This window comes from Bacteroides thetaiotaomicron VPI-5482, assembly GCF_000011065.1.
Taxonomy (GTDB): Bacteria; Bacteroidota; Bacteroidia; order Bacteroidales; family Bacteroidaceae; genus Bacteroides; species Bacteroides thetaiotaomicron.
In genome coordinates, this window is sequence record NC_004663.1 from 5,527,069 (window position 1) to 5,552,035 (window position 24,967).

At 42.2% G+C, this 24,967-nt stretch carries 22 protein-coding genes; 8 read left to right on the plus strand and 14 right to left on the minus strand.

What is annotated here, in order from left to right; all coding sequences use genetic code 11:
- Positions 1 to 57: 57 nt before the first annotated feature.
- Together lipA and BT_RS21155 are read right to left on the minus strand one after the other, a co-directional pair.
- A complete protein-coding gene (gene lipA, locus BT_RS21150; protein ID WP_008764405.1) occupies positions 58 to 906 on the minus strand; it encodes a lipoyl synthase in 849 nt (282 codons plus the stop codon).
- Positions 906 to 3,116 (minus strand): S9 family peptidase, encoded by a 2,211-nt coding sequence (locus BT_RS21155; RefSeq protein ID WP_011109162.1) that lies wholly within the window; start codon positions 3,114 to 3,116, stop codon positions 906 to 908. The genes lipA and BT_RS21155 overlap by 1 nt, the downstream gene beginning before the upstream one ends.
- Before the next feature lie 269 nt (positions 3,117 to 3,385).
- Here BT_RS21155 and BT_RS21160 point away from each other — a divergent pair, with 269 nt between their 5' ends.
- From BT_RS21160 to BT_RS21195, 8 genes are all read left to right on the plus strand, one after another.
- On the plus strand, positions 3,386 to 4,333 hold the full coding sequence (locus BT_RS21160) for an SPFH domain-containing protein (protein WP_008764407.1): 948 nt from the start codon (positions 3,386 to 3,388) through the stop codon (positions 4,331 to 4,333).
- Positions 4,334 to 4,360: 27 nt separating this feature from the next.
- Positions 4,361 to 4,573, plus strand: a complete 213-nt coding sequence (locus BT_RS21165; RefSeq protein ID WP_008764408.1) for an Arc family DNA-binding protein — start codon at positions 4,361 to 4,363, stop codon at positions 4,571 to 4,573.
- A gap of 78 nt (positions 4,574 to 4,651) precedes the next feature.
- Positions 4,652 to 4,954 carry a hypothetical protein gene (locus BT_RS21170; protein ID WP_008764409.1) on the plus strand — a complete coding sequence of 101 codons (303 nt, stop codon included), beginning with the start codon at positions 4,652 to 4,654 and terminating at the stop codon, positions 4,952 to 4,954.
- 592 nt (positions 4,955 to 5,546) lie between these two features.
- Positions 5,547 to 5,912, plus strand: coding sequence for a BlaI/MecI/CopY family transcriptional regulator (locus BT_RS21175; protein WP_008759873.1), 366 nt, complete (start codon positions 5,547 to 5,549; stop codon positions 5,910 to 5,912).
- A gap of 34 nt (positions 5,913 to 5,946) precedes the next feature.
- Positions 5,947 to 7,563 (plus strand): M56 family metallopeptidase, encoded by a 1,617-nt coding sequence (locus BT_RS21180; RefSeq protein ID WP_011109164.1) that lies wholly within the window; start codon positions 5,947 to 5,949, stop codon positions 7,561 to 7,563.
- A gap of 17 nt (positions 7,564 to 7,580) precedes the next feature.
- Entirely contained in the window at positions 7,581 to 9,713 is a 2,133-nt protein-coding gene (locus BT_RS21185; protein ID WP_008764411.1) for a M56 family metallopeptidase, read from the plus strand.
- Between the two features lie 101 nt (positions 9,714 to 9,814).
- Positions 9,815 to 12,256 carry a M56 family metallopeptidase gene (locus BT_RS21190; RefSeq protein ID WP_008764412.1) on the plus strand — a complete coding sequence of 814 codons (2,442 nt, stop codon included), beginning with the start codon at positions 9,815 to 9,817 and terminating at the stop codon, positions 12,254 to 12,256.
- 180 nt (positions 12,257 to 12,436) lie between these two features.
- Complete coding sequence (locus BT_RS21195; protein ID WP_225629635.1) at positions 12,437 to 12,814, plus strand: hypothetical protein; 378 nt, start codon at positions 12,437 to 12,439, stop codon at positions 12,812 to 12,814.
- On the opposite strand, the gene miaA is transcribed toward BT_RS21195, so the two are convergent.
- The 12 genes from miaA to BT_RS21255 all read right to left on the minus strand — a co-directional run bounded on the left by miaA (position 12,787) and on the right by BT_RS21255 (position 24,950).
- A complete protein-coding gene (gene miaA / locus BT_RS21200; RefSeq protein ID WP_008759877.1) occupies positions 12,787 to 13,713 on the minus strand; it encodes a tRNA (adenosine(37)-N6)-dimethylallyltransferase MiaA in 927 nt (308 codons plus the stop codon). The two genes, BT_RS21195 and miaA, sit on opposite strands and share 28 nt — an antisense overlap.
- A 118-nt stretch (positions 13,714 to 13,831) precedes the next feature.
- Positions 13,832 to 14,386 carry an IS1096 element passenger TnpR family protein gene (locus BT_RS21205; RefSeq protein ID WP_008764414.1) on the minus strand — a complete coding sequence of 185 codons (555 nt, stop codon included), beginning with the start codon at positions 14,384 to 14,386 and terminating at the stop codon, positions 13,832 to 13,834.
- A gap of 21 nt (positions 14,387 to 14,407) precedes the next feature.
- Positions 14,408 to 15,175: an acyl-ACP--UDP-N-acetylglucosamine O-acyltransferase gene (gene lpxA, locus BT_RS21210; RefSeq protein WP_008764415.1), complete on the minus strand. Its 768-nt coding sequence runs from the start codon at positions 15,173 to 15,175 to the stop codon at positions 14,408 to 14,410.
- A gap of 10 nt (positions 15,176 to 15,185) precedes the next feature.
- Positions 15,186 to 16,571, minus strand: coding sequence for a bifunctional UDP-3-O-[3-hydroxymyristoyl] N-acetylglucosamine deacetylase/3-hydroxyacyl-ACP dehydratase (locus tag BT_RS21215; RefSeq protein ID WP_008759880.1), 1,386 nt, complete (start codon positions 16,569 to 16,571; stop codon positions 15,186 to 15,188).
- A gap of 11 nt (positions 16,572 to 16,582) precedes the next feature.
- Positions 16,583 to 17,623, minus strand: coding sequence for a UDP-3-O-(3-hydroxymyristoyl)glucosamine N-acyltransferase (gene lpxD / locus BT_RS21220; RefSeq protein WP_008764416.1), 1,041 nt, complete (start codon positions 17,621 to 17,623; stop codon positions 16,583 to 16,585).
- 81 nt (positions 17,624 to 17,704) lie between these two features.
- A complete protein-coding gene (locus BT_RS21225) occupies positions 17,705 to 18,934 on the minus strand; it encodes an HD domain-containing protein (RefSeq protein ID WP_008759882.1) in 1,230 nt (409 codons plus the stop codon).
- 9 nt (positions 18,935 to 18,943) lie between these two features.
- Positions 18,944 to 19,768, minus strand: coding sequence for an orotidine-5'-phosphate decarboxylase (gene pyrF, locus BT_RS21230; protein ID WP_008759883.1), 825 nt, complete (start codon positions 19,766 to 19,768; stop codon positions 18,944 to 18,946).
- Positions 19,769 to 19,784: 16 nt separating this feature from the next.
- Positions 19,785 to 20,897 carry a peptide chain release factor 1 gene (prfA, locus tag BT_RS21235; protein WP_008759884.1) on the minus strand — a complete coding sequence of 371 codons (1,113 nt, stop codon included), beginning with the start codon at positions 20,895 to 20,897 and terminating at the stop codon, positions 19,785 to 19,787.
- A 3-nt stretch (positions 20,898 to 20,900) separates the two neighbouring features.
- Entirely contained in the window at positions 20,901 to 22,067 is a 1,167-nt protein-coding gene (locus tag BT_RS21240; protein WP_008764417.1) for an AIR synthase related protein, read from the minus strand.
- A gap of 325 nt (positions 22,068 to 22,392) precedes the next feature.
- Positions 22,393 to 22,974, minus strand: coding sequence for a LemA family protein (locus BT_RS21245; protein ID WP_008764419.1), 582 nt, complete (start codon positions 22,972 to 22,974; stop codon positions 22,393 to 22,395).
- Positions 22,975 to 23,024: 50 nt separating this feature from the next.
- Positions 23,025 to 23,927 carry a TPM domain-containing protein gene (locus tag BT_RS21250; RefSeq protein ID WP_008764420.1) on the minus strand — a complete coding sequence of 301 codons (903 nt, stop codon included), beginning with the start codon at positions 23,925 to 23,927 and terminating at the stop codon, positions 23,025 to 23,027.
- Positions 23,928 to 23,999: 72 nt separating this feature from the next.
- Positions 24,000 to 24,950 (minus strand): alpha/beta hydrolase, encoded by a 951-nt coding sequence (locus BT_RS21255; RefSeq protein WP_008764421.1) that lies wholly within the window; start codon positions 24,948 to 24,950, stop codon positions 24,000 to 24,002.
- Positions 24,951 to 24,967 lie beyond the last annotated feature (17 nt).

Sequence of the window (24,967 nt, forward strand, 5' to 3'; positions counted from 1 at the left end):
CTTTATGTTTATTTGCCGGTTTTACCTATAAAACAAATAGTGAATGTGTTTTGTTTTCTATCGAATGTGTTTCTCTGCATGATAAGACGAACGAACGAGAGGAGCACTCTCTACAATGCTGAATCCTTTCTCCAAACCGATGGTTTTGTATGTGGCGAATTGCTGTGGCGTCACATACTCGGCAACCGGATAATGACGGTGCGTAGGCTGCAAATATTGTCCTATCGTAAGAATCTGGCAGCCGACTGCCAGCAGGTCGTCCATAATGGTTTCCACTTCCTGTGGAGTTTCTCCCAACCCCACCATAATACCGCTTTTTGATTTTGTTCCGCTTCGGGCGATGTGACCGATCACTTGCAGGCTGGTATCATAGTTGGCCGCACTGCGAACCAGGGGACTGATGCGTCTTACCGTCTCCATATTATGGGAAATGATGTCGGGATTGGCTTCTATCACTAGGTCTACCAGTTCCATTCTACCCTGAAAATCGGGTATCAGTACTTCGATTGTGGTCTGCGGATTCAGTCGTTTGATCTCACGAATGGTATGTGCCCAATGTCCGGCTCCCAGATCGGGAAGGTCGTCACGGTCTACCGAGGTAACTACCGCATGATCTAGTTTCATAAGAGCGATAGACTCCGCTACGTGTGTCGGTTCGTTGGCATCCAGTGGATGCGGGCGTCCGGTTTGTGTGTTGCAGAATTTGCAGCTGCGGGTACAGATGTCACCGCCGATCATAAATGTGGCAGTTCCTTTTCCCCAGCATTCTCCCATGTTGGGACAACGCCCACTGCTGCATATCGTATGCAGGCAGTGGGAGTCGACAATTCTTTTAGTTTCGGTGTAACGGTCGTTGGCACCGATATTTATTTTCAGCCATTCAGGCTTGCGCACTCTGTCAGCCATTACAAATTGTTCAGGAAGAAGTTGGTCAATCGTGTATATAGATGCTGACGGGTGTTGCCGCCGTATATGCCATGATTACGATTGGTATATACTTGCATATCAAATTGTTTACCCAACTGCACCAGATGCTCGGCATATTCTGCACAGTTCTGGAAGTGAACATTATCGTCTGCCATACCATGTACCAGCAACAGATTGCCGTGCAGTTTGTCAGCCCGTGTGAAAGCGGATGATTCTTTGTATCCTTCTGCGTTTTCTTTCGGGGTGCGCATGAAACGTTCTGTATATATAGTGTCGTAGAAACGCCAGTCCGTAGGTGCGGCAACAGCTACACCGGCTTTGAATACCGGAGTTCCTTCGCTCATACTCATCAATGTCATGTATCCGCCATAGCTCCATCCCCAGATACCGATACGGTCTTTATCCACATACGGCTGTTTGCCTAAATAGAGAGCTGTTTCGACCTGGTCTTTGGCTTCTTTCACGCCGATTTTGAGATAAGTGCACTTCTCGAACGCTTCTCCGCGGCCTCCTGTACCACGACCGTCTACACATACAACGATATAGCCGAGGCTGGCCATGTAAGTCTCCCAGCTGATTCCCCAAGTATCCAGAACTTGTTGTGACCCCGGACCGCTATACTGGTACATCAGCACCGGATATTTCTTGGATGCGGAGAAGTTGACAGGCTTCATCATCCATCCATTCAAAGTTACCCCGTCCGTAGTCTGGAAGGTAAAGAACTCTTTTTGCGGGATAGCATAGCCGGCTAACGTTTGTTTCAACTGGTCGTTGGTGATAAGCGTTTTTAAGGTTTTGCCTGTGTTGTCATTCAGCGTAACTAGCATAGGAGTATCCAGATTCGAGAATTTGTTCATATAATACTTCATCGATTTGCTGAATAACGGCGTATTGGTTCCTTCACGTTGAGACAACTTTGTCTTTTTGCCTTTCTTATCAATCTTGTAGACTGCTTTACGCAAGGGGCTTTCCTCATTGCTGGTATAATAGAAAGAGCCGTCTGTTGCGTCATAACCCAGAAAATCCTTCACTTCATATTTGCCATTGGTTACTTTCTTGATAAGGTTTCCCCCCATGCTGTACCAGTAAAGATGGCTGAAACCGTCACGTTCGCTAAGCAAACTGAAAGTTTCCGGATAGAACTTGATATTATCGAACACGTTCTCCTTAATATAATAAGGTGACTCATCACGCAACACTAACTTGCAGAGCGTTGAGCGCGGATCGGCAAAATAAAGGTCGAAACGATCCTGATGGCGGTTCAATGTCATAACGGCAAGTTTGCTGGCATCTTTCGTGAAGCGGATGCGGGGGATATATCCGTCTGCATCTATCGGAAGCTTCATGGTGCGGGTCACGTGCGATTTGATGTCGTACGTACGTACTTCTACTTTCGAGTTCGGGTATCCGGCTTTCGGATACTTGTAGGTGTATTCTCCCGGATAATCTTTCAAAGGAGTAATCTGCGGTGCTTCTCCCGCGAACATCGGAAAAGAATAGGAAGGAACTTCCGACTCGTCGAAGCGGATGAAAGCAATCATGGTATTATCGGCACTGAACTCCAGGGCGCGGTTGAAACCGAACTCTTCCTCATATACCCAGTCGGGGATACCGTTGAGAACCATATTTTGCTTGCCATCTTCGGTCACCTGGCTTTCGCTGTTACCGTAGAGCAGCTTTACGAGAAATATATTATTGTCACGCACGAAAGCGATCATCGTTCCGTCTGGAGAAAAGACGGGGACCTGTTGAGGTCCGCCGTCGGACAGCCGTTCAATAATGTTGTTTGTCGTAACTCCCTTATCATTTCGTTTCAAAGGGTATATATAATGCACAGCTGTGTATGAATGCCGGTATATCGGGGTCGTTTTGGTAGCGATCAGTAATTTGTCACCATCGGGTGAGAACTGATAGCTGTCGAAATTCTTGAAGTCACATTCGCGTGCCTGGTTCACGTCAAAGATCACCTCTACCTTTTCTCCTGTGCGGAATGAGTATTTGATGATTTGCGTACCATCGGCGTTCATTTGTGTGTAGTGCTCTCCATCTGGTGTGGGGATGACTCCCTGAATATTTTCCGGGCGGAAGCGTCCGGAGGTAATATCTTTTAAATCAAGTGCCTTTTGTCCTTGTGCCATTCCGGCGAGGCAGAGAAGGCAGAGGAGCAGGGCTAAACTTACTTTTCTCATTTTATAAATCGTTTTATATTTTACTTGTTTAAGGGGGTTAAGTTCATACCCTGCAAAAATAACAATAAACTTAAATACCTCAAAGTACATCCTGTTTTTGTTTGAATTAAACCCTTATTTTCTTACGCCTTTTAAATTTGTTTAGTATCGGATGACTGCTGTTTAGTTAAAAATGATGTATTGCGGAGAAAAAAGAGTCTTTCCCCTTGCATTATCAGAATGAAAAGTGATATATTTGTGATATCAAAATAATATCAAAATTTAGTCCTATGAATGCAAAAGAATTTCAGTACAATGACGTGGTTATTAATGGGTTTGTAGCCTTGTTTGTTAATTTGGCGATACTGCCTCTTCTGATTGTGATGAGCTTTATCCTTTTTAAAGGAAGTATTGTTTTGTTCCTGCTGTTGATCCTCTTTCTTGCAGCAGCTATTCTGATGATTCCCGGATATTTTTCTCAGGAACCGAACGAAGCCCGGGCTATGGTATTCTTCGGAAAGTACAAGGGTACCTTTACCGAAACCGGTTTCTTTTGGGTGAATCCTTTTATGAATAAGAAAAAGCTCTCTTTGCGTGCCCGTAATCTGGATATAGAACCTATCAAGGTGAATGATAAGATTGGTAACCCCATTCTGATAGGACTGGTGCTTGTCTGGAAACTGAAGGATACGTATAAGGCCATGTTCGAAATCGATGCACAGACGATGGCGGATAATAAAGGAACCGGACAGATGAGCGTAACCGTTGCCGGACGAATGAATGCTTTTGAAGATTTTGTGCGTGTGCAGAGTGACGCTGCTCTCCGTCAGGTGGCAGGATTGTATGCTTACGATGATAACGAAGCGAATTCGGATGAATTGACATTGCGGAGCGGTGGCGATGAAATTAATGATCAGTTGGAACACCAGCTTAACGAACGTCTGGCGATGGCCGGAATGGAAATAGTGGAAGCCCGTATTAACTATCTGGCTTATGCTCCGGAGATTGCAGCCGTCATGTTGCGTCGTCAGCAGGCTTCGGCCATTATCAGTGCCCGTGAAAAGATTGTGGAGGGTGCCGTATCAATGGTACGTATGGCTTTGCATAAACTTTCTGAAGAAGAAATTGTTGAATTGGACGAGGACAAGAAGGCGGCGATGGTCAGCAATCTGCTTGTAGTTCTTTGTGCGGATGAGGCTGCACAGCCGGTAGTCAATACAGGTACGTTGAATCATTAATAAATAAAAACAGAAGGTAAGAAGGTAGTGGCTAAAAAAGAATCTTCAATAAAGAGTTTTGTTTTGCGTGTAGATGCCGAGACAATGGATGCCATCGAAAAATGGGCAGCCGATGAGTTTCGCAGTACCAACGGACAACTTCAGTGGATTATTGCCGAAGCGCTGAGAAAGAGCGGTCGGCTGAAAAAGAAATCCGCTAAGGCAGGGAATGCTCCGTCCGAATCTTCCGATCAGGCATAACCTTTTTTAGATAGAATTGATAAGGATTATTGGAAGATATTCGATATCTTTGTGAAAAGTACTTTAAATATTACCGCTATGAATTCGAAGAGAAAAGATTTGCAGTATGCTTCTGTCTTCCTGTTGGCCGTAGCATTGACATTCCTGATGGGAAAAGGTGATAACCTGTGGTTGATATCATGGGGTGACTTGATACCGAGTCTGTTTGTGCTGTTCATTGCGGGTGATTGTCTGCACAGTTCCCTGCTCCGTATTAAACGTGGCGAGGAAGCAGGAGGTTCCCGTTGGAGTACCTGCTTTGCTTTTCTGATATTCAGCATTGTTTTCATGGGCGATTTATTCTTCATCGGCCATTTTATCATTGATAAATTACTGGGATAATAAGGGAGATGTAGCCTTACTTTTCAGATAAACAACCCTATATTCTTGTGTTATCTATCGGATAAGGTCGTGTGATATAAGTTCAATTGTTATCGTTCCACTAGAGTGCACAGGCCTGTGCACTCTAGTGGAACGATGAAGATGTCGGTAAGAAAACAGAGGTATGTAAGGGAGATAAGATAAGGATGTAGGTAAGAGATGCTAAGAAGATAGGTAGTATCATCTGTAAAGGACAGCCGGATGAAGGTAAGATAACGGTATACTGTCCGAAAAATCATGAGAGATAAGTTGAAATAGAATGAGAGATACCGATGATGAAAGTATCTCTCATTTTGTATCTTGTTAGTTCTCTGATATTTATAAGAAAAGAATGAGAGTATGAGAGATAAAAACATAATTCTTTTCTGAGAGGCTGGGGGAATGGATGGATAAATCCCGATAGAATCTGAGTTTAATGCCAATATGTAAATAGGTATACCTTGCCGCAATTGTTAGAAAAGAAGATAAACTAAAGCATTTAGTTTACTTTAACTATGAAAATTAGTTTATGAACTAAAACTTCTCGTTATTTGCAGTAAACAATGTTGTAAATATGAAAGGATTAACAGTAAAAGAAGAGGAATTGATGGGGTATTTCTGGGAGAAAGGCCCTTTGTTTGTGAAAGAAATGTTGGCTTTCTATGAGGAACCGAAGCCTCATTTCAATACGTTATCTACAATTGTTCGCGGGCTTGAAGATAAGGGATTCCTGGCTCATCATACTTTTGGGAATACTTATCAGTACTATCCCGTTGTCAGCGAAGAAGATTTTCGTAAAGGGACATTGCGGAATGTAATCAGCAAGTATTTCAATAATTCATATTTGAGCGCTGTTTCATCTCTGGTCAAAGAGGAGGATATTTCTTTGGATGACTTGAAAAGGCTTATAAACGAGGTGGAACAAGCTCATCAGAAATAATAAAGAATAACACAATCTAATACAAAACAATACTATGCACATTTTCTTCCTCATATATATGTTGAAAACAGCGCTTTGTCTGTCTGTTTTTTATTTATTCTACCGCTTTTGGCTAAGCAAGGAGACATTTCATCGATTCAACCGGATGGTGTTGATCGGACTTATATTGGTTGCATTTGTCATTCCTTCGCTCAAAGTTTCACAGAACTTCCATTTACCACAGATTGAACAAGTGTTTGAACGTCTGAATATTCCGGAAGAAGAAACGGAGCAAGAACATGATTTGCAGAAAATGGAGCAGGTCACAACAACTACGTTACATACACAATTAGAGAAAGAAAGGTCTGATTGCACTATTTTGACCCTTGGCAATTTGGGATTTCTGTATCTGGGTGGAGCATTGCTGTTATTGTTGCGTTACATATTTTCCATAGCATGTATATACCGTTTGATTCGTAACAGTGAGAAGAAGTGTTGGAAAGGAAAAATCAGATTGGTGGTCCATCAGCAAAATGTGGCACCGTTTAGTTGGAGACACTATATTGTGCTATCCCGGCAGGACTTGGAGGAGTATGGCGAAGAAATTATAGCTCATGAGTATGCGCATATCATGCACAAACATTTCCGGGACCTATTATTGGCGGAGATTTGCCTTTTGTTCCAGTGGTTTAATCCTGCAATGTGGCTATTCAGAAAAGAATTGAAAACTGTACATGAGTTTGAAGCAGATGAATCAGTTCTGAAAGCAGGGATTGATGCAAAGAAATATCAGCTTTTATTAATTCAAAAGACTGTTGGAACAAGGCTGTATTCTATGGTGAATAGTTTTGATCACAGTTCACTTAAAAAACGTATTACTATGATGTTGAAGAAAAAATCAAATCCTTGGAAATTATCAAAATACTTGATAGTATTTCCGTTGGCAGCTATTACAGCTGTTCTTTTTGCCCGTCCGAATCTTCTGAATATGAATAATCAGGAGGGAAATGCATTCATACAGGATACATTGGATGTGAGACATTTCGAAGAGATTCTGGTTTCTAAGAGTTATGCAGAATCGGACACTGTACAAATTATAGAAATCGATACTCTAAAAATGCATATCCCTGTGGGATATGCAGGATGGTCAATTTCGGAATCAAGTTCTGATGATAATGTCATCAGTTATCGGAAAGGTGTTTACCAAAAGGAGAAAGGAATACTACGTTTGTCTTCCACTACTCCGTGGACAGAAAGTGACTTGGCGGATTTTGTTCATCGGGTAAAAAAAGGAATGCTTAAATCGTTGAATGAACTCTATGGAGTTAAAAAGCAGCAGAACGCTCATCCTGCACTTGCTCATGAAGTGAAGACCTCTCATACTGTGAAGTGCATTTATTATGTGAAGGATTTCTTTAAGATTTATTGTACGGATGGAGGAACCGGGCATGATGGACAGCTTATTCTTTTGGATGGAAAAGAAATTTCTTACCAGCAGTTGAAGAGCTTATCTCCGGATGATCTGTTGCATGATGTATGGGAAATTTTGCCGGAGTCGACGAATCTGGAATCTAAGTTTGGTAGTAAAGCCAAGAAAGGCATTTGGGTGTTGGCATCTAAAAAGAATCCTTCCTATTTGGAGGAGTTTGAGAAGAAATTGGCAGAGAACTAACTGGAATTAATCTATATATGGGATTCTTTTTCGTCTATATACTAAAATCGGGGGTGTGCCTGTCATTGTTTTATTTGTTTTACAGGCTGCTGTTGAGTAAAGAAACGTTCTACCGTTTTAACCGGATTGCGTTGTTGGGCATTCTCGTGTTTTCTTTGTTGCTTCCGCTGATTGAAGTGACCAAGGCGCCGCAGAATGAAATAAATCAGGCAGTACTGACAATTGAACAACTACTTGTTATGGCAGAGAATCATCAGGAAACCCAGGTGACAACAGTAGTGGAAGGAGATGATTTGGTAGATACGTGGAGAAGCCCAGTGCATTGGATAGAAATAGTTCTTCTATTTTATATAGCGGGCATATTTTTCCTTGTTTGCCGGAATGTCTATTCTTTATTCCGTCTTGTTCGGTTAATGAATACGGCGCAACGGAGACAGATAGATAAACATACTGTTTTGTTGGTTCATGACCGGAATGTGGCACCCTTCAGTTGGATGAAGTTTGTTGTGATTTCACGAACTGATTTGGAGGAGAACGGACGTGAAATACTGATTCACGAATGTGCGCATATCAGAAAGCACCATTCTTGGGACTTGCTCATAGCAGATATCTGTATATTCTTTCAGTGGTTTAATCCTGGAGCGTGGTTATTGAAACAGGAATTGCAGAATATCCATGAATACGAAGCCGACGAAGCGGTCATTAATGAGGGTATAAACGCTAGAGATTATCAATTATTATTAATAAAAAAAGCCGTTGGCACAAGGCTCTACTCTATGGCCAACAGCTTTAATCACAGTAAACTTAAGAAACGTATCACTATGATGTTAAAAGAAAAATCAAATCCTTGGGCGCGTTTGAAATACTTATATGTACTTCCGTTGGCTGCTATTGCAGTAACCGCTTTTGCCCGTCCCGAAATCTCTGAAAAGGCTGACGAGATTTCTGCCGTCAAAGTTAATGATTTGGCTGCAATTGTAGAAGCAAAAGTGGAAGAAATCACCAAAGATGTGCTGAAAGACTCCCTGAAAGCTAAGCCCTATGTAGTGCCTGAGAAATCAAAAATGTATGGAGGACGTTGGGTTTCTAAGGATTCATCGATTGTATATTCAGCAGATTCAGTTGTAATATTCAATGATTCCGTTGCTTCCAAGCGAAGTTCGGTTGTTTTATATGGTGGCCGTTTTGAACGGATATCGGAATCAAATAAGCCTCTTATATTGGTAGATGGTAAGGAAGTATCTAAAGATACATTGTATTCGATAATGAATGATGAAGCCAACCCGAATCGAATAAAGACTGTGTCTATATTACGTAGCGATGCGGCTCTTTCTATCTATGGCGAGAAAGGAAAACATGGTGTTTATGATATTGAATTACTGCCGAATGCGGATAACCACTTTCGAATTACTAAAACTCAGGCTAAATTTAAGACTAAAACCGGATCATTTCCTAAACTGAACTCTGTCCCTGGCATTGGCGGACTTCCCATTCGTGGTGTATATGATGGTGAGGAACCACTAGTAGTGATTGACGGTAAAGAAGTTTTGGAACCTAATGCTTTGTCTAAGATTTCTCCGGATCGTATAAAAAGCTTTTCTGTCTTGAAATCAGAGGCTGCTTTGGAGGCTTATGGTGAGAAGGCGAAGAATGGAGTGATTTTGATAGACTTGCTTTCTGAGGAGGAATATGAAGACATTAAAAAGAATCCGCAACGTCCCTATAACAATGCTTGGGAGATGGCAATGAATATCCACGATAATAAAGTTGTTCCTACAGGAAAGGTATTATTCTTTATTGATGGTAAGGAAGCCTCGGAAGAAGAATTGAAAAATATTCCGGCAAATGAAGTGCGTGGAGTATCACGTATTGATAATAGCGGGGAGGGTGAAACTACGATCCGTGTTGAAACGGAAAGAAATTCGGATAAGTGGGTATTGGCTTCGGGTATTGTAATGGATAAGGAAGGAAAGCCTATGGAAGGAGTCACTATTACTATGTATGGAACTTCATCGTCTACAAAGACTGATGCAACTGGACACTTTGAGCTGAAAACTCCTAAAGACGCCTCTCTCCAGATTTCTCGGGGTGAGAAGGTGCTTTTCAGGACAAAAGCTGCAAAAGATATAAAAATCGTATTGGATAAATAACTTAGGAATCAATATACTTAATAAAATGGTCATTCAGCGTCCTTATTATTTATACTAATCCGGGTTAAAACTATATTTGTCTCCTTTAAATATCAATGACTATGGGAATCTTTCTTATCTATATTTTGAAATCGGCGGTTTGTCTGTCTTTATTTTATCTGTTTTACAGATTGTTGTTAAGTAAGGAAACATTCCATCGGTTCAACAGGATAGCCTTATTAGGGATATTATTTTTATCCCTGCTGATTCCCTTTATAGAGGTGACTACTGCTCATCAGACCGAATTGAGTCAGACCGTACTGACAGTTGAGCAACTATTGATGATGGCGGAAGCTATGGATCCCGCGGAGGTGTCGGTTGCACAGCCGGAGGAACTTTCCATTTCCTGGGTACAAGTTCTGTTGCTGTTTTATCTGGTTGGTATTATATTCTTTGCATGCCGTAATCTTTACTCTTTATCCCGTTTACTATTACTGATTAAATCGGGTAAACGGGAAAGGCTTAAAGGAGGAGTCAGACTGATTGTTCTGGAACGGGAGGTCGCTCCTTTCAGTTGGATGAGATATATCGTTATTTCCCGGAAAGATTTGGAAGAGGATGGACGCGAGATTCTGATTCATGAAATGGCACATATTCAGAATCGTCATTCCATCGATTTGTTGGTAGCTGATATCTGTATCTTTTTTCAATGGTTCAACCCCGGTATATGGCTGCTGAAACAGGAATTACAGAATATTCATGAATATGAAGCCGATGAAACAGTTATTAATGAAGGTATTGATGCGAAAGATTATCAGTTATTATTAATAAAAAAAGCCGTTGGCACAAGGCTCTACTCTATGGCCAACAGCTTTAATCACAGTAAACTTAAAAAACGTATCACTATGATGTTAAAAGAAAAATCGAATCCTTGGGCACGTTTGAAGTACTTGTATGTACTTCCGTTGGCAACTATTGCAGTAACCGCTTTTGCCCGTCCCGAAATCTCCGAAAGAGTTGAGGAGATTTCTGCAGTCAAAGTTAATGATTTGGCTGCAATTGTAGAAGCAAAAGTGGAAGAAATCACCAAAGATGTGTCGAATATTACTTCTGGAGATTCACTGAAAAAGTTGGTAGTCACGGGTGATTCAATATTGAAGGAGAAGGGAACAATATCTATTTATGGAGAAAAAGGAAAGAATGGGGTGTTGGCTACTAAACTACTGCCGGATGAAGATAATCATTTTAAAATAACCAAAACTCAAGCAAAAATAAAGCCGGGAATGAATACATCTGTAGATAAATCGAAACTTATGGGTACCCATATTGGGGGGATATCTACGGTGGATTTGCGAGATAAAGATGTATTGGTGATCATTGATGGTAAAGAATCTTCTCGTACTGTGGTAGATGCTTTAGATCCAAGTCGTATTGAAAGTATTTCTATATTAGATGGAAAAGAGGCTACAGATATTTATGGAGATAAAGCGAAAAACGGGGCTATGGTTATTCAGTTACATTCAACCGCAGAACAAATATTGCAGAATAAGTACAAGATTGATGCTATTTCAAAAACGAGATTAGATGCTCTCAATCGTGGAAGTAAGAATTGGGGTGTAACGTTTCATTCAGTAAGTGGTAAGAAGCCGTTAGTTTATATAGATGGCAAAGAAGCCGTTGGCGAAGAAGCTTTATCCAGTGTCTCTCCGGAACGTATTAAAAGTATATCTGTAATGAAAGACAAAGCAGCTGTAGAGGTTTATGGAGAGAGGGGGAAAGATGGAGTAGTTTTAGTTGATTTGTTGACGGAAGAAGAATATCAGAATAAACAAAAATTTCCAAAACCTGCAAAGGTAAGGACTGAGAGCGAATCACCTAAAAAATCACACTTTTATATGGGGGGATCTCATGATGAGGAATGGCATGTTGCTCAAGCTAAAAAAAAGCCTTTGGTTATTATTGACGGTAAAGAAGCATTGGAAGAAGATGCTATTTCCAAACTTGCTCCTGATCGTATTAAAAACTTTACTATATTGAAAGATAAATCAGCTACGGATATTTATGGGGAAAGAGGGAAAAATGGGGTGCTGATTATCACTTTGTTTACAGATGCGGAATATGAGTTTAATAAAGCTAATCCGAAAAAGCCTTATGCAGATGCTTTGGAATTGGCAGAAAGCATGGCAAAAGATGTAGAAGGAGAAATTATTTATTGTATAGACGATGAAAAGATTAAGAAGTCTAAATTGAAAGGTATGTCTACCAAAAATATAAGATCGGTGTCTGTAAATGAAATGGATGGAACAAAGATTGTAAGATTGGAAACCGATAAATATCGTTCTGATTGGATTTCTGTAACTGGAGTTGTGACTGATGAAGAAGGAAAAACGATTGCGGCTACTGTGTTAGTAAAAGGAACAAATGATTATACTGTAGCTGACGCAGATGGTCGTTTTAATTTGAAAGCGCCTAAAAATGGGATACTTCGGATTGCTGATGTCAATAAGTCTGTTGCTGAAGTGAAAGTAAAACCTATGCTTAAAGTAGTTTTGAAAGATAAATGAGAGGATACATTATTTGATTAAAAATGAGCAGTTATATCCTGTTGAAATAAAAATATGGAATAAAAGCGATATACACTATTATTAACTATTTGTTGAACTTAAAATTTTATTATTATGAAAAAACAATTTTGTAAGATTTTACTAGCTGTTTCATTTCTTTTTCTTGTACCTGCACTTTGTATGAGTCAAAACTTAAAAGGAATCTGGAAACTTGTTCAGAGTGAAGGCTCTTCGCAAGTGGTCAGATATAAGGTACTTGATAAAGATGGCAATTATTTCAATGTGGATGCGTATATCAAAGATGCTGTAGACGTGAGTTCAGGCAGCCGCAGTTCGGACGATGTATTTTGCCCGTACAAAATTACCCGTTCGGGGGAGTACAGCATCATTGCAAAAGGCCTTTACTGCGAGAAACTGCGTAATGAACATGGCAGATCGGCAAATGCTATCGTTCCTATATCTTACCGGATTGACGGAAAGAAAATGACGCTTCTGTTCCGGTTGGGCAATAATGTCTATCGGGAAGTTTATCAGAAGGTATCCAAACTGGGTAAATGAGTCAGATTTTGTAGACGGAGGTACTCAAGTATCTCCGTTTCTTGTTCCGGATGGAACCAGCGTATTTCTTCATCCCTTTTGAACCATGTCATCTGTTTGCGTGAATAAATGCGTGAATTTTGCTTGATCTTTTCGATAGCGAAAGGGAGTTCCCATTCTCCGTCCAGATATTTGAACAGTTCTTTGTAACCTACGGTATTAAGAGAGTTTAGATGCCGGTAGGAGAGTACGGAACGTACTTCGTCCAGTAATCCTTCCTCCATCATTTGGTCTACACGACGATTAATGCGGTCATACAGTTCTTCTCTGTCACGGGTTAATCCGATCTTAAGAATGCGGAAAGGGCGTTCCTTTTTCTGTTGGGTGCGGAAAGATGTATATGTCTTTCCGGTCATGTAACAGATTTCCAATGCATGAATCACCCGTTTTGGGTTTTTCAGGTCTACGATGCGATAGTAGTCCGGATCTAATAAACGGAGCTCTGCACAAAGTTGCTCCAATCCTTCTTCCTCATACTTTTGCAGCATCACCTGACGTGTTTCAGCATCAACGGTAGGGATGTCGTCAATCCCCTTGCAGATGGCATCTACATACATCATTGATCCACCAGTAAGTACTACTACCTCATGTTCTGTGAATAATTGATGGAGGATTTCCATCGCTTCCTGCTCATATTGAGCGGCGCTGTAATAATCGGTAAGATGAAGAGTGCCTACCAGATAGTGAGGCACACGTTTTAATTGATCCGGGGTAGGAGCCGCCGTTCCTATTTTTAATTCAGCATAAAGTTGTCTCGAATCAGCGGAGACAATGCTGGTGTGAAAGTTCTCCGCCAGTCGCAGGCTTAATTCTGTTTTTCCTACTCCTGTAGGTCCGATTAAAACAATGAGAGTGGGCATGGATTTTAAAGTATTAAGTATTAGGTGTTAAGTATTAAAGTGCCAGGGGATAAAAATATTAGGTATTAACTGCTTGTCACTGCATAGCAATTAATACCTAATACTTGATACTTAATACTTAAAACTTCTCTTCTTCATAAGAGCCACCCGCGTTACCACCTATGTCGAAGCCTTCCTGATCAAAATCTTCCATATCAAAGTCCTGATCACCATAGAAATTTTCGTCCAGGTCGAGTGAACCGCTTGCAGCAGCCATTTCTTCAAAATCTACAGTTTGTGGCGGAGCATCACCCGATTTCTTGGTACATTTGGCACCATTCATATCTTTTCCGGTGATGATTTCAGACAATTCGATGAAGAAGCAACGCTCTGTCATGTAGTCGAATACATACAACAATTTTTGCTTTTCATCTTCTACCAGTTCGCTGATAGTAGTCTCTTTCATTATCCAACTATCCATTTCCGGATTGTCGTCCATTTCTTCCAAAGTGACTTCTTTTTCTTTTTCCCAATCATCATCGCAGATAAAGAAGGAGGTCATCTGGTCGTTTGTGTACCCTACTGATTTCAGTATTGCTTCATGGAAGTCAAGAAATGTAGCTTCCGGATCAATTTGTATTTCTCTGACAAAATCGTCAACTTCATCAGATATGATAGTAAATCTGTATATCATAATATGACTATTTTGAACTGTTTATTTAATAATACCACGTTCTGAATTACGGATGAAATTGATGATGTAGTCAATCTCCGGACTCTTCTCAACTTCATCTTCAATTTTCTTCAATGCATCTGTTGTATTCAGACCGCTTTGGTAAATGATACGGTAAGCGTTATGAATACTTTCGATTACTTCATTGGCAAAACCACGGCGACGAAGGCCGATAATGTTGATACCGCTGAAAGCTATGGGCTCACGTCCTGCAATGATATAAGGAGGGATATCTTTACTGAAGCGGCATCCGCCCTGAATCATTACATGGCTGCCTACATGGCAGAACTGATGCATTAATACATTGGCACTGATAATAGCATTGTCGTCAATAACGATTTCACCTGCCATCTTGGTGGAGTTGCCGATAATACATCCGTTACCGATCAGTGCATCGTGTGCTACATGCACCCCTTCCATTAATAAGTTGTTGCTTCCTACAATGGTACGCCCTTTAGCTGCCGTACCACGGTTGACTGTAACATTCTCACGAATCAGATTATTGTCTCCGATCTCAGCAGTTGATTCTTCTCCACGAAACTTGAGGTCCTGTGGAACTGCTCCGATAACAGCACCCGGAAAGATCGTATTTCCATTACCAATGCGTGAACCATACAGGATGTTCACATTAGCCATAATCTTGTTGTTATCGCCAATAACTACGTTTTTATCAATAAATACAAAAGGCGCAATTTCTACATTTTCTCCGATTTTAGCTTCGGGATGAATATACGCTAGAGGACTTACCATGTTTTTGGTTTTATTTATTTTTTACTATTTGTGCCATGAATTCTGCTTCGCAAACGACTTTTTCGCCAACGAATGCATAACCTTTCATTGTGGAGATGCCACGACGGATCGGGGCTAATAATTCTACACGGAAAAGCAGTGTATCTCCCGGTACTACTTTCTGGCGGAACTTTACGCCATCTATCTTCATGAAATAGGTAGAATAACGTTCCGGTTCGTCAACAGAATTAAGAACGAGCAAACCGCCTACCTGAGCCATTGCTTCTATTTGAAGTACGCCCGGCATCACTGGTTCCTGTGGGAAATGTCCCTGGAAGAAAGGTTCGTTTGCTGTGATATTTTTGATACCTACGATATAGCTGGCACCCATCTCAATTACCTTGTCTACCAATTGGAAAGGATAACGGTGGGGTAATAGCTCACGGATACGATTTACGTCCATCACCGGTTCGCGGTTACAGTCGTATGTCGGTGCCTGTATTTCATGCAGGCGAATTTCCTTCCGCATCTGACGCGCAAACTTATTGTTGATGGTGTGACCGGGGCGGGTAGCAATGATGCGACCTTTAATCGGTTTACCAATCAATGCAAGATCACCGATAACATCCAGCAGTTTGTGACGGGCACACTCGTTCGGCCAAACCAGTGGTTTGTGATTGATGTACCCCAACTGATCCGCATCCATGTGAGGAACACCCATTACATCAGCCAGTTTGTCATAGCTTTCCTGTGACATTTTGCGTTCGTAAATAACGATTGCGTTGTCGAGGTCACCACCTTTAATGAGGCCGGCGGAGAGAAGCGGCTCTATTTCACGAACAAAGACGAAAGTACGGCTGGCAGCCACTTCGTCTTTGAAATTGTGCATATCCTCAAGTGTTGCAAACTGATTCGGGATAATGGTTGAATCGTAGGAAACGAGTACATTCAGACTAAAATTCTCGTCCGGTAGCACGATGATAGAAGAGCCGGTTGATTCGTCCCGGAATTCAATTTTAGATTTGATGATATAAAAATCCTTGACAGCACTTTGTTCTTCTGTTCCTACACGTTCTATTTCTTGTACATAATATTGTGCACTACCGTCCAAAATCGGAAATTCCGGACCATTAACCTGGATAAGGCAGTTATCAATGCCCAATGCATAAAGGGCTGCCATACCATGCTCTACGGTACTTACTTTGACTCCATTCTTTGACAATACTGTGCCACGGGTTGTTTCCGTCACATTGTCGGCTACTGCATCGATAGTTGGTTGTCCTTCCAGGTCAATACGCTGGATTTTATATCCATGATTGTCCGGGGCAGGATTAAAAGTTACAGTGAGATCAAGTCCAGTGTGAAGACCTTTCCCGCTCAGTGAAAAGCTATCTTTCAGCGTTTTTTGTTTCAGCATTGGTTACTTATTTACTTATTTAATAGTTGTTTTAATTCTTCTACTTCTTTACGCAGATTGCGTATTTCTTTTTGCATATCCGGCAAATTCTTAGTCACAACGGCAGCCTTGAAGTAAGCTTTCGGTTCCATAGGAGGAGTCCCGATCAGTACGCTGTCTGCTTTGATGCTGCTTGGTATACCTGATTGTGCTCCCAGATTTACCCGGTCGCCGATTGTGATATGTCCGGCAATACCTACCTGACCGCCAAACATACACCATTCTCCGATTTTGGCAGAGCCTGCTATGCCAACTTGAGCCGCCATAACTGTGTGTGAGCCAATTTCATCGTTGTGCGCAATCTGCACAAGATTATCAATTTTAGCGCCACTATGTATGATGGTAGCTCCCATTGTAGCACGGTCTACACAGGTATTGGCACCTATATCTACTTTGTCTTCCAGGATCACAATTCCGATTTGTGGAATCTTATCGTATCCGTTCGGGGTGGGAGCGAAACCGAATCCATCGGCTCCGATCACTGCACCTGAGTGAAGGATACATTCATTACCGATACGGCAGTCATGATAAACATTTACATTTGAGTAAAGAAGACAACCATTGCCTATCTTCACACCGTCTCCAACGAAAGTATGCGGGTAAATTTGAGTATTATCTCCGATAACGGCGTTTTCGCCGATATAGGCAAAGGCACCGATGTATACGTTCTCGCCAATTTTGGCGCTGGGGGCAATATAAGCCAGTGAATCGATACCTTGCTTCTTTGGTTTACTCATTTCATAGAGGTTAAGCAGCTTCGCCAGGCTTTCATAAGCATTGTCTACTTTGATCAGAGTAGCCCGAATCTCATGTTCAGGGACAAAATCTTTATTAACTAATACAATGCTTGATTGTGTCTCGTAGATATAAGGCGTATATTTAGGGTTCGACAGGAAAGAAATAGCTCCGGGCATTCCCTCTTCTATTTTAGCGAATGTGTGTACCGTTGCGTTTTCATCTCCAATGATTTCCCCTTGGATAAATGCTGCAATTTGCTTAGCCGAGAACTCCATGTCTTTATTTTAAATTAAATTAGTTCACAAATAACGGATTTTTTTTTCAGATTTCCGTGTTATTGAATGAATATTTTATACTTATCTATGCAATCGCTGGTAGCAGAGATAGTATTTCTTTACCTTTTTGGACAATAATGAGATGTTTAGCATGTCCGATGCTTCGGCAATATTTTTGATAGTGCCGTCTTTGTAGATAATATCAATACTGTCATCTGCCGGGTCGTACATATTCTTTTCGATGCTGGGGGTAGAGACAAAATAGTTCGCTTCGGAAAGGGTTATGCCTAGTTGCTGGCTGATTTGCAAAGTTAACTCTTTTATTCTGTCCTCACCAATAGGTTCGGCAGAATTTTCCACTTTAAAGATATTTCGGTTAATCATGCCCAGACTAAGTGTGGAAAGAACTTTATCCGGATGGTTGCTCCATACTTTCAAGGCAGTCCAGATATCATTGTCATCCAATTGGATGAAATTTTCCAGACAATCGGGATTGTTATGGAACTCCGTATGATTAATGTCATTATATAGAAAGAAATGTAAGGCCGGCGAAGCAAACAGTTCTACTCCCTGTGATGCTAGTTCTTTGGCACGAAGCAACGTGCTGATAAGCATTCGTTCATAGGCTACCGATGTCTTGTGCAAATATACCTGCCAATACATGAGGCGACGTGCTGTCAGGAAATTTTCGATAGAGTAGATACCTTTGGATTCAATTACGAGACGGTCGTCGGCCACATCAAGCATCTTGATGATGCGGGCAGAACCGATATTCCCTTCTGTAACACCGGTATAGAAACTGTCACGACGAAGATAATCGAGGCGGTCCATATCCAATTGACCACTGACGAGCTGATGCAGAAACCGTTTCGGATATTCGTCCTTAAAGATCTGTATGGCAAGACTAAGTTGCCCGTTCATTTCTTTATTCATTCGTTCCATCAGCATAAGGGAGATTTCTTCGTGAGAAACTCCTTGTACAATCGTATCTTCAAGCACATGCGAAAAAGGACCATGTCCGATGTCATGCAGTAAGATAGCCGCTTGTACGGCTTCAGCTTCGCTGTCAAATATAAAGTTACCTTTGGAGGTCAGTTGGGTGATAGCTTCGCTCATCAGATAGAACGCACCTAGTGAGTGCTGGAAACGAGTATGTTGTGCGCCGGGGTATACTACTGACGAGAGTCCTACTTGCTTGATGCGGGTAAGACGCTGCAAAAGGGGATGCCGTACAATATCGTACAGTAACCCCTTTGGGATATTAATGAATCCGAATACCGGATCGTTGATTATCTTTCTTTCGTAAGGCATTCCTTCTCTTTAAAGAATCGCTTTCAGTTGCTCTGCCATTTGCACCTGTACTTCTTGGGCGGCAAGCCTTGCAGCTTCGGCAAACTTTTCTGTTTTATCAACGTAGATGATTCCACGGGAAGAGTTAACAATCAGGCCACAGGTACTGTTCATTCCATATTTGCAAACTTCTTCGAGCGAACCGCCTTGCGCTCCGACACCGGGAACGAGCAGGAAGTGGTTGGGAACAATCTTACGAATATCTTCAAAAGCACGTCCTTGAGTAGCGCCGACTACGTACATCATACGTTCGTCATTTGCCCATTCCTGCGATTTGCGTAGTACTTTTTCGAAAAGACGTTCGCCGTTTGCATCTTCTGTCAACTGGAAGTCGTGGGAACCTTTATTAGAAGTCAGTGCCAGTAAGATCACCCATTTGCCTTCGTAAGTAAGGAACGGAGTTACGCTGTCTTCACCCATATAAGGAGCTACAGTGACGGAATCTATCTCCAGCTCTTCGAAGAAAGTACGGGCATACATGGCAGAAGTGTTTCCGATGTCGCCACGTTTGGCGTCGGCAATAATAAACTGGTCGGGATAGTTTTCCTTGATGTATTTTACTGTTTTCTCAAATGCGATCCAGCCCTTCACGCCCATACTTTCGTAAAAAGCGAGATTAGGTTTGTAAGCGATACACAGATCGGCTGTTGCGTCGATAATCGCTTTGTTGAATGCGAAGATCGGATCTTCTTCTTTCAACAGGTGTTCGGGAATCTTCTTGATGTCGGTATCAAGCCCTACGCAAAGGAATGATTTCTTGCGTTTTATGTTTTCAAATAGCTGTTGTTTATTCATGTCTATACTATAATTTTTAGAGTTCACTTTCTTTCAGGCGTTCCGCATTTTCTGCCACGATCAGGTGATCGATACAATCTTGAATATCTCCGTCCATAAAAGCGGCAAGATTATAGATGGTATAGTTGATACGATGATCGGTGATACGTCCTTGAGGGTAGTTGTATGTCCGGATTTTAGCCGAGCGGTCGCCGGTAGATACCATTGTCTTACGTTTGGAAGCTATGTCGTCTATGTACTTCTGATGTTCCTTGTCGTAGATAAAGGTACGGAGTCGTGCCAGGGCGCGTTCCTTGTTCTTCGGTTGGTCACGGGTTTCTGTACATTCAATCAGGATTTCTTCTGCAACGCCTGTATTCGGGTTCTTCCAGATATAACGCAAGCGTACACCGGATTCTACCTTATTAACGTTCTGTCCGCCTGCACCGCCACTTCGGAAGGTATCCCATTTGATTTCTCCTTCATTGATGACTACGTCAAATTCTTCGGCTTCGGGGAGTACGGCCACCGAAGCGGCGGAAGTATGCACACGTCCTTGTGTCTCTGTGGCAGGAACACGTTGTACGCGGTGTACACCCGATTCATATTTCAATATTCCGTAGACATTATCTCCTGTGACGCTGCAAACAATTTCTTTGTATCCTCCGGCTGTTCCTTCATTTGCATTGGATACTTCCATTTTCCAGCCTTTGGTTTCACAGAACTTGGCATACATACGGAAAAGGTCGCCGGCAAAGATTGCGGCTTCGTCTCCTCCTGCACCACCACGGATTTCGAGGATGGCGTTCTTGCTGTCTTGCGGATCGGCAGGAACGAGCATTAGTTTGATTTCTTCTTCTAATGCCGGAAGACGTTCCTGACTGTTGTCCATCTCCTCTTTTGCCATTTCACGCATGTCAGCGTCCGACTCATTCGAAAGGATGTTTTTGGCTTCCTCGATGTTGCCTAACAGTTGGATATATTCTTTGCGGGCTTTCATCAAGTCATCCAGATCCTTGTATTCTTTGGTCAGTTTGACATAACGTTTCTGGTCGGCAATTACTGCCGGGTCGGTGATGAGGGTAGATATTTCTTCAAAACGGGCTACAAGTCCGTCTAGTTTTTCTAATATGGTACTGTTATCTGCCATTCTTTAGTATCTGAATTCTCCGAACTCGCTTTTAATGATTAATTCAGTCTGGTCACACGCTTCGATACGTCCTACTATCTGTGCAGGAATGCCGAATGATTCGGAAATAGCGATCACTTCTTCTGCATGTTCCGGTGACAGGTAAACTTCAAGACGGTGTCCCATATTGAATACCTTGTACATTTCCGCCCAGTCTGTACCGCTTTGTTCCTGAATAGTCTTGAACAGAGGAGGAACAGGGAAAAGATTGTCTTTTACTACACGGACATTTTCTACGAAATGCAGCACTTTGGTTTGCGCACCACCGGAGCAATGAACCATACCGTGGATTTCCGGACGTAAGGTGTCAAGTAGCTTTTTCACTACCGGAGCATAGGTGCGGGTAGGAGAGAGTACCAGTTTACCTGCGTCAATTGGAGAATCCTCTACAGTATCTGTCAGTTTTAATCCTCCGGAGTAAACCAGTTCTTCAGGTACGGCGGCATCATAGCTTTCCGGATATTTCTCTGCGAGGTATTTGCCGAAAACGTCGTGGCGGGCACTTGTCAGACCGTTGCTGCCCATACCTCCGTTATATTCTTTTTCATAGGTAGCCTGTCCGTAAGAAGCAAGGCCTACAATGACATCTCCCGGACGGATATTGGCATTGTTAATAACGTCCGAGCGTTTCATGCGGCAGGTTACGGTAGAGTCTACGATAATAGTACGAACCAAGTCGCCGACATCAGCAGTCTCGCCACCGGTAGCATATACACCTACACCCATTTCACGGAGTTCAGCCAGCAATTCGTCTGTTCCGTTGATGATAGCGGAGATTACTTCGCCGGGAATCAACAGTTTATTGCGTCCGATAGTTGAAGAAACGAGGATATTGTCTACAGCGCCTACACAAAGAAGGTCGTCGATATTCATAATCAATGCGTCCTGTGCAATACCTTTCCACACAGACAAATCGCCTGTTTCTTTCCAGTACATATAAGCAAGGGAAGATTTGGTTCCGGCGCCGTCGGCGTGCATGATGTTGCAATATTCCGGGTCCCCACCCAGTATATCGGGAATAATTTTGCAGAATGCTTTTGGGAAAATTCCTTTGTCGATGTTCTTGATGGCGTTGTGCACATCTTCTTTTGATGCGCTTACGCCCCGCATCATGTATCGTTGATTACTCATGAGTTAAAGAATTATTTTTTGTATACGGCTGCAAAAGTACTGCTTTTTTTTCGTACAGCCAACTATTTGTTTATCAAGCTTCGTCCGGAAGAAGAATAAAACATAAAAGTGTTAATTAATGGTTCGTATTATTTTAATCATTATGCTGATTGATAGTGGAAAGAGACTAGTTAAACCGTTAAAGAGACAGGAGCAAAAGTTCCTTTTTAACGCTCTTTTATGGAAGTCCTTTCGTGGTGGTTAAGAGCTGGAATCGCCGTTATCTGAATAAATCAGGTAACGGCGATTCCGATTTTAGCTTGGAAGTTCTTTAAGAAATCATCCTTTAGAACTCTACTTTCGGAGCTTTTTCGCTTCCTTCTTCCGCTTCAAAGTATGCTTTCTTGTCGAATCCGAACATCCCTGCAAATATGTTTTTCGGGAAACGGCGGATATTGGTGTTGTACGATTGTGCCGCATCATTGAAGTTTTTACGGGCTACATTGATACGGTTTTCGGTACCTTCCAGCTGTGCCTGTAATTCAAGGAAATTCTGATTGGCTTTCAAGTCAGGATAATTCTCTGTGATAGCCAATAATTTGCCAAGTGCAGACGTTACAGCACCCTGTGCTTTTTGATATTCTGCCAGCTTTTCCGGAGTCAGACCTTCGGCATCCACTTTGATCTGTGTGGCTTTGCTACGTGCTTCTACCACTCCTTCCAATGTCTCTTTTTCATGAGAAGCATATCCCTTTACGGTGTTTACAAGATTGGGTATCAGGTCTGCGCGACGTTGGTATTGGGTTTCTACATTGGCCCATTGTCCGCTAACATTCTCATCCATGGTGACAAGACCGTTATATACACTGACTACCCATATGACAAGGATAGCCACAACGGCTAAAATGATGATAATTGACTTTTTCATGTTTCTTACTTTTTGATGAGTATTTGATTATTTAATATTATCTGTAGGGATCAGAATCGTGAACCGGCTCCACCGCCGCCTCCCATTCCTCCACCGAAGCTGCCTCCGCTAAAGCCTCCGCCACTGCCTCCGAATCCGCCGATGAACGGACCGCCTCCGCCACCCCCTCTGTTGTGATAGTCGCTATCGTAGCTTTGCTGACGACGTATGATTGTATTTCCGCAGTTCTTGCAAGTATAGGTGACATCTTCCGTCTTTACCCCATTGACACGTGATACAAGTCTGCTTCCGGTTCTTTGCAGGGCATGTTTCCCGCATTTGGGGCAACGGCTCTGATTTCTTGCGGCAAAGAACGCTATCCCTACACCGATTACAGCGAACAGGATAACAGCGAAAATGAAATCCATCGATTCATTATTCGATTCAGAAAGCGATTCATTTTCCATTGATCCGTCAAGTCGCTGGCAAGTCGCCCGGATTCCGGCTACCATTCCTTCATTCCAGTTGCCGTCTTTCAGATATGGAATCATGTACTTAGTCTGGATACGTTTGCATATTGCATCGGGAAGTACCCCTTCCAAACCGTATCCGGTGTAAAACTGGATGCAGCGTTGGTCGGTGACTAACAGGATAACGAGTCCGTTATCTTTTCCTTTCTTGCCTACTCCCCATTGATTGAGCAGCTGATGGCAAAAATCAAAACACTCCATATCACCAATCGAAGGAACTATGGCAACTACCGTTTCAATCCCCGTCTGTTGTTCCAGAGCGTGGAGCATAGTGTCTATTGTGTCACAAGCAGCTTGCGAAAGTATCCCTGCCGGATTGCATACATACTGCATTTTATTTTGCAGATGTACTTTTGGCAAGTTGTCTACCGTATATACCTTTTCTTGGGCTTGCAGTGGAATCAGTAGAAAAGTAGCAAGTATAAGCGTCAATATTGATTTCATAACAATCATTTTACATTTGCAAATATAGAAACTTTTTCTGTTATGATTCCAAAACTCCTTGTTATAATAGGTTTAATGAATATACCGCCCGACGAAATCCCGTACTTTGTCGGTGTATTCCTGTTTATTCTCTTTGTACGAGAGGGCATGGGCTGCTCCCGGTACGATCCAGAGTTCTTTGGGTTCCGGCTTTGCTTCATAGAGCGGATAAACCATCCATGTGGGGACATATGTATCTTTGTCTCCATGAATAAACAGCATGGGCAGCTCACATTTCTCTACCTGCTTTAGCGAGGAAGCTTCTTTGAAGTTCCATCCGTATTTTTTCTCGCATAACCAGCTTGTAGTGTACATTAACGGGAAAGCAGGCAGGTGGAAGGAAGATTTGAGTTCGTGCGAAAATTCATCCCATACACTGGTGTAGCCGCAATCCTCTACAAAACATTTCACATAAGGTTGCTGCTTTTCGCCGGATACCATCATTGTGGTGGCACCTCCCATTGAGATACCATGTACTACCATTTGAGTACTGTCTCCAAAGATTTCATTTGCAATGTTCATCCATTGCAAAACATCGATCCTGTCTTTCCATCCCATTTGGATGGCTCGTCCTTCGCTCTCTCCCTGATGTTGCAAGTCGGGAAGCAGGATATTATATCCCAGATCACGATTATACAGATAGCCGATCATGAACATACGGATAGCATTGTCGGTGTATCCATGAACGATTACCGCCGTTTTACTGGTTGGAGCAGGTGCGGTGATGTAAAAAGCGTGTAACTGTATGCCTTGCGGATTGATAATGAATGTATCCTTCAGAGCATTCACTTGTTTCAGGCTATCCACCCACGGACGCAGGAAAGGATAGTTTCTGTACATATAGGGATATGAATCGGCGTCTTTAGACAATATTTTGGCATTCGGCGTCAAGGAGAAGTTCAACATATAAAAACTCCCGCCGATTGTGCAACTGGTAAGTACCAGCATGATAATAATAATGCTGTAGACTGCTCTTTTCTTCATAATAAATCCCCTCAATT

Excerpts from the sequence above, each read along its gene's own strand:
- lipA (WP_008764405.1), bottom strand. The coding sequence starts at position 906 with ATGGCTGACAGAGTGCGCAAGCCTGAATGGCTGAAAATAAATATCGGT.
- BT_RS21155 (WP_011109162.1), bottom strand. The coding sequence starts at position 3,116 with ATGAGAAAAGTAAGTTTAGCCCTGCTCCTCTGCCTTCTCTGCCTCGCC.
- BT_RS21160 (WP_008764407.1), top strand. The coding sequence starts at position 3,386 with ATGAATGCAAAAGAATTTCAGTACAATGACGTGGTTATTAATGGGTTT.
- BT_RS21170 (WP_008764409.1), top strand. The coding sequence starts at position 4,652 with ATGAATTCGAAGAGAAAAGATTTGCAGTATGCTTCTGTCTTCCTGTTG.
- BT_RS21175 (WP_008759873.1), top strand. The coding sequence starts at position 5,547 with ATGAAAGGATTAACAGTAAAAGAAGAGGAATTGATGGGGTATTTCTGG.
- BT_RS21180 (WP_011109164.1), top strand. The coding sequence starts at position 5,947 with ATGCACATTTTCTTCCTCATATATATGTTGAAAACAGCGCTTTGTCTG.
- BT_RS21185 (WP_008764411.1), top strand. The coding sequence starts at position 7,581 with ATGGGATTCTTTTTCGTCTATATACTAAAATCGGGGGTGTGCCTGTCA.
- BT_RS21190 (WP_008764412.1), top strand. The coding sequence starts at position 9,815 with ATGGGAATCTTTCTTATCTATATTTTGAAATCGGCGGTTTGTCTGTCT.
- BT_RS21195 (WP_225629635.1), top strand. The coding sequence starts at position 12,437 with ATGAGTCAAAACTTAAAAGGAATCTGGAAACTTGTTCAGAGTGAAGGC.
- miaA (WP_008759877.1), bottom strand. The coding sequence starts at position 13,713 with ATGCCCACTCTCATTGTTTTAATCGGACCTACAGGAGTAGGAAAAACA.
- BT_RS21205 (WP_008764414.1), bottom strand. The coding sequence starts at position 14,386 with ATGATATACAGATTTACTATCATATCTGATGAAGTTGACGATTTTGTC.
- lpxA (WP_008764415.1), bottom strand. The coding sequence starts at position 15,175 with ATGGTAAGTCCTCTAGCGTATATTCATCCCGAAGCTAAAATCGGAGAA.
- BT_RS21215 (WP_008759880.1), bottom strand. The coding sequence starts at position 16,571 with ATGCTGAAACAAAAAACGCTGAAAGATAGCTTTTCACTGAGCGGGAAA.
- lpxD (WP_008764416.1), bottom strand. The coding sequence starts at position 17,623 with ATGGAGTTCTCGGCTAAGCAAATTGCAGCATTTATCCAAGGGGAAATC.
- BT_RS21225 (WP_008759882.1), bottom strand. The coding sequence starts at position 18,934 with ATGCCTTACGAAAGAAAGATAATCAACGATCCGGTATTCGGATTCATT.
- pyrF (WP_008759883.1), bottom strand. The coding sequence starts at position 19,768 with ATGAATAAACAACAGCTATTTGAAAACATAAAACGCAAGAAATCATTC.
- prfA (WP_008759884.1), bottom strand. The coding sequence starts at position 20,897 with ATGGCAGATAACAGTACCATATTAGAAAAACTAGACGGACTTGTAGCC.
- BT_RS21240 (WP_008764417.1), bottom strand. The coding sequence starts at position 22,067 with ATGAGTAATCAACGATACATGATGCGGGGCGTAAGCGCATCAAAAGAA.
- BT_RS21245 (WP_008764419.1), bottom strand. The coding sequence starts at position 22,974 with ATGAAAAAGTCAATTATCATCATTTTAGCCGTTGTGGCTATCCTTGTC.
- BT_RS21250 (WP_008764420.1), bottom strand. The coding sequence starts at position 23,927 with ATGAAATCAATATTGACGCTTATACTTGCTACTTTTCTACTGATTCCA.
- BT_RS21255 (WP_008764421.1), bottom strand. The coding sequence starts at position 24,950 with ATGAAGAAAAGAGCAGTCTACAGCATTATTATTATCATGCTGGTACTT.